The sequence below is a fragment of the Acinetobacter harbinensis genome, assembly GCF_000816495.1.
GTDB lineage: Bacteria > Pseudomonadota > Gammaproteobacteria > Pseudomonadales > Moraxellaceae > Acinetobacter > Acinetobacter harbinensis.
In genome coordinates this window covers 56,646-61,346 of record NZ_JXBK01000003.1, presented here as the reverse complement: position 1 = coordinate 61,346, position 4,701 = coordinate 56,646, and the positions used below count along the sequence as shown (strand labels likewise).

The window sequence follows — 4,701 nt, the reverse complement described above, 5'->3', positions numbered from 1 at the left end:
TTTAGATATGCTGAGTTCTATATGCGAAGATCAGCTCGAACCAAGATTAGGGGGAATTCAGGGATTACTTTTATTTCAAGCAAGTACAGGTTTTATCTGTACGATGAGGAAAATAAGAGAGAGTAAAAGTGGTAAGGAATTCCCACTGTTACTCTAACAGAGATTAAGCAGGATCAGCTGTAAATCCACGCTCACTGAGAGTGGCAATGACTTGATCCTGACTCACCGTTGTGTTGATTTCAACAATACGGTTTTGTAAATCAATATCGAGTGAGGCATTCGAGTCGAGCTCTTTAATTGCGGTAGTAATGCCGCGTGCACAACCACCACAAGTCATATTAGCGATGTGAAATTTCATATGTTGCTCCTTTTTAACAAAACATTTGTTTAAAACATTAGAACAGTAACTCTAAACTTTCACCATACAACCAGCCTTTTTCTGAATCAGTTACTCGCTGTAACTTGGTCTGTTTACAACCTTACAGTTTTCTTCAGAGTATTCCAAAGAGTGTTCTAATGACTACAGTAAAAGTACTTAACCAACATTAATGTGACTTTAAAATGACATTTTTGTCATCTACGATCACTCTGAAATTTATAAGATTAGTTATTTCAATCAATGGTAGTGAACTGAATAGATGAGACCGTTATGGGTTGAAGATAAGCTAAAAACCGGTGACTACCTTTATGTATAATGCCTCATGATGCGATTTTACTGTTCTGATTGTCGTAAGTTGACAGTCCAGTAGAAACTTTATTGCTCAGCTACAAAAGATAAATGCAGTAATGTTAAATTTCCTCAATTCCCTTATTTTGAAATTCTCTTATTCAATACCCACGACAGTGGTTATATAGCCTGTTGTTAATAGAATTGATAGACCTAATAACATCTCAAATAAAATGGCATGACTAAGGTGTTTAGCGAATTTAGGATGTTGAAGACGCGGGGTGAAATACCATTTGTTGAAGGCAGCTAAAAGTAGAATACTTATAACAAAAAACATTTTAACCATGAAACCATAGCCATATGCAGTATTGATTAAGGTATTAAAATCTTTAATTAAAAGAAGAGCTACACTAGCGCCACAGGCGATTAATATCCCAACAATGAAAGCAGCAATACGTCCAAATACATGCATGCGATCTTTTAAAGGTAAACCACTTATTTCCCGGCTGGTTTTCCATAACGGATATAAAGACCCCATCCATAACGACATAACTAGAATATGGATTGATAATAAAATTTGAGCAAGTAAGGTTAAATTAGCGACATGTCCGAGCTGGGAAAAACTAAAAATAATCGGGATAAGTAAAATACAAAATATTGAACTTTCAATTATAGAAAAATGACCTTTGTTCCTGTTAAGTTTAACCACCATGAGAAGAAGTAAAAGAGCAAAACTAATAGAACGAAGAACGTATATATACCCCGTCGGAGTATTAACCAATATATTAATATACGTGGGGTCCACCATACCTGTAATACCAGTATTGGCAAAACTACCAATCAGAATAAAAAATCCCAAGGTACTGGAAATTAGGCCTAATCCAGCGCCAATTGTAATATATTTAAGAATCGATTCTTTTAGTTCAAGATATTGTCTAAGTAAAAAATAGCAAAAGGCTCCACCAATGACAAAAGCTACACTTAAATATAAAATAACCTTAGTTAACCAAGTGGCCCACATCCAATATTCAGAAATCATTATTTTTGTCCATTCTAGAACAACATGCCAGCACCTCACTGACATGTTGAAAGGTAATCAATTCTTATTTAGTTGATTTGATAGTGAAACTATATTCACCATTCATGTTGTGACCATCTTTCCCCATTGTTGTCCAGACAACGGTATATTTACCTTTTTTCAGTTTCGGAAGAGCGACATCAAAGGATTTCTTTAAGTCATGAGTAACTTTATATTTTAAAGGAACATCTCTTCGCTGAGCATCCAGTAACTTAATATTCATCAACATAACCTCTGCACCAAAGTTAAGGGTCAAGTTCTTTGGTTGACTAAGGATAGATGCATTTTCCGCAGGAATCGCACTCACTAAACTCACATGAGCGAACGTAGTTGTAGTAGCCACAATCATCGTTGCAGCTACTACAACATTACGTAGAGCAGTCATTTTATTTTGAAATAATTTCATTTACGTTTCCTCTTGATTCGTTAGTTCATTAGAGATGACTTTATAAAATCTATATTTAATGAGACCACATCATCTCCTCTTATATTTCAATTATTAGTGAGAGACAGAAACAGAGCGATGACTTCAAAATTACATTTTTGTCATTTTTAAAATTTAAAATCTTTAACTATTAAAATAATCTTATTGAAAAATAATGATCATTTAACAAACAAATTATGTAGGTGGTTGATTTATGAAATGTAGTAATCATTTTGTCTAAGAAAATAGTAGCTATTTAATTTTTTATATTTTAGTTTAAATATAAACATGTTATGTTTAATTTGATCTAATATAAATTTGTGGGCTAAGCACATGACTCAAACACGTCCAAGAATGACCAAATTATTTGAACAGCTTGGTTTAGCTTCTACTGAAGAAGCAATTGCAAAATTCATAGAGAGCCATCAGCTAGCTGGAGATGTTTTTTTAACACAAGCAATTTTTTGGACTGATGCTCAACGTCATTTTTTAGAAGAAAAACTACACTCTGATGGTGAATGGACGACAGTGATTGATCAATTAAATGAGTCTTTACATGAAAATTCAGTAAAATAATTTTCCGTTAGTATTAAGGATCTACATTCTTCCCTGCATTGAATACAACTCATTCATACAGTAGTACTGTTTTGGAGATGGAATCTCTATTATATAAGTAGTAGATTCCTTACTCTGAAATTTGGATTATAAACCCTAATATTAAAAATAATCTTCTTTACCTTCTATCTAATAAATATACCAATAAGTTTAATAATTAAATTATCCACCCTTTTTTCTATAAAAAACTATTTTGATCAACTGTATTTTTTCTTTAAAGGAATAACAGTGTAAATTACATTAAGAATGTGTCTCTAACTAGCCTTGGAGTCATCTAATCATTTCATTTTTATTTTTTTAAGCACATAAAATCATAACAACTTTAATAGTTTTAAAAGATTAATATTAAATAAAATTTTTGTCATCTCAGCATAGACTATATATTTCGAGAAGATCTCAAAATTACATTTTTGTCATTTTTAAAAATAATTAATTAATAGTGCTAAAATTTTTAAGAGAGACAGAGAATAACCAAAAATTTCATCAGTTTAGTAGTCAAATTCCTAGTCTCTGTTCAGTACTAAAACATAGCTTTTACTTCCAAATTATTTAAAGGAAAAAATTATGATGAAATTCAAAAACATTTTTTTGGGCTTATGTATCGCAGCCGCGTCATTGAATACATTTGCACAGCAATCCGATGAACACAAAGATCACCACCCTGAAAAAACAGCACCATCTGCAGTAACAATTAAGCAAACAGTTACCAGCACCACTGCTACAGATAAAATGGCTGCAATGGATCAACACATGAAGGCGATGCAAGCCATGCATGAGAAGATGATGGCTGCAAAAACCCCACAAGAACGTCAGAAACTTATGGCTGAGCACATGAAACTCATGCAAGGAGGTATGAGTATGATGAAACAGATGGGCAGCCAAAGCATGAATGCAAATATGGCTGACCGTCAGCAGATGATGGAAAAACGTATGGACATGATGCAATCCATGATGCAGATGATGATGGACTGTATGCCTCCGTCAGCAACTAAATAGTTACCCATGAATTAGGGGAAAGCACCATGAATCACCAACACCAAGAAAATAATTCAGTACCTAACTTCTGGTCTACACGTTATGCCATTGGTCTAATCGTGCTGGGTGGTATCGCAGCTTATTTTCTATTAACGGAACATTTAGCCCACGTTATCGGTGCTTTGCCTTATTTATTCCTTTTAGCGTGTCCACTGATGCATATTTTTATGCATGGTGGTCATGGGCATAACCACTCGCAGCAAAAAAAATCCGATATATCTGATAACAAAAAATAGCTCTTATCAGGAGATCCATCATGAATCATGCGGAATCGGCTTATGGTTTATGGACGCTGGTTATCATTAACTCAACAGTTTTTATCATGTTCGCTTTCAGTTTTTTTAGACCTTCCACTGCGCGCGATTGGCGTACATTTGGGGCCTTTTCGGCTTTTATCATTGCTCTATTTGTCGAAATGTATGGTTTTCCTTTAACCATTTACCTGTTATCTGGTTGGCTTCAAACTCGCTTCCCTCAACTTGACTTACTTTCTCATAATGCAGGTCACTTGTGGTCAACGCTATTAGGTGAAAAAGGTGATCCACATTTTGGCATTTTGCATATCGCCAGTTACGTTTTTTTGGGCTATGGATTTTACCTGTTATCAACGTCATGGCACGTGCTGTACAACGCGCAACGTCAGCATTCTTTAGCGATCACAGGCCCTTATGCACGTATACGTCACCCACAATACGTGGCTTTTGTGATGATCTTGCTGGGTTTTTTATTGCAATGGCCAACTTTACTGACACTGATTATGTTTCCAATCCTACTCTTAATGTACAGCCGCTTGGCAATTAAGGAAGAGGCTGAAATGAGTAAACAGTTTGGCGCTGTCTATGACAGCTATGCTCAACAGACTCCGAGATTTATTCCAAAATT

The 4,701-nt window shown here is 34.7% G+C and carries 7 protein-coding genes; 4 read left to right on the top strand and 3 right to left on the bottom strand.

What is annotated here, in order from left to right; translation table 11 throughout:
* Window positions 1-163: 163 nt before the first annotated feature.
* From SE27_RS13240 to SE27_RS13230, 3 genes are all read right to left on the bottom strand, one after another.
* Window positions 164-358 (bottom strand): heavy-metal-associated domain-containing protein, encoded by a 195-nt coding sequence (locus SE27_RS13240; protein ID WP_004281879.1) that lies wholly within the window; start codon window positions 356-358, stop codon window positions 164-166.
* Window positions 359-824: 466 nt separating this feature from the next.
* Window positions 825-1,706: a copper resistance D family protein gene (locus SE27_RS13235; RefSeq protein ID WP_039624335.1), complete on the bottom strand. Its 882-nt coding sequence runs from the start codon at window positions 1,704-1,706 to the stop codon at window positions 825-827.
* A gap of 64 nt (window positions 1,707-1,770) precedes the next feature.
* Complete coding sequence (locus tag SE27_RS13230; protein WP_004681441.1) at window positions 1,771-2,151, bottom strand: copper resistance CopC family protein; 381 nt, start codon at window positions 2,149-2,151, stop codon at window positions 1,771-1,773.
* Between the two features lie 351 nt (window positions 2,152-2,502).
* On the opposite strand from SE27_RS13230, the gene SE27_RS13225 reads away from it, so the two are divergent.
* The 4 genes from SE27_RS13225 to SE27_RS13210 form a co-directional block, all read left to right on the top strand.
* Window positions 2,503-2,745 (top strand): DUF2789 family protein, encoded by a 243-nt coding sequence (locus SE27_RS13225; RefSeq protein ID WP_004281876.1) that lies wholly within the window; start codon window positions 2,503-2,505, stop codon window positions 2,743-2,745.
* Window positions 2,746-3,348: 603 nt separating this feature from the next.
* The gene (locus SE27_RS13220; RefSeq protein ID WP_004695737.1) at window positions 3,349-3,780 is read left to right on the top strand and encodes a hypothetical protein; all 432 of its coding nucleotides are present in this window, start codon (window positions 3,349-3,351) and stop codon (window positions 3,778-3,780) included.
* A 26-nt stretch (window positions 3,781-3,806) separates the two neighbouring features.
* Window positions 3,807-4,055, top strand: coding sequence for a DUF2933 domain-containing protein (locus SE27_RS13215; RefSeq protein ID WP_004695740.1), 249 nt, complete (start codon window positions 3,807-3,809; stop codon window positions 4,053-4,055).
* Window positions 4,056-4,075: 20 nt separating this feature from the next.
* Window positions 4,076-4,701 (top strand): methyltransferase family protein (locus tag SE27_RS13210; protein ID WP_201772991.1); only part of this gene is annotated, 626 nt, incomplete at its 3' end.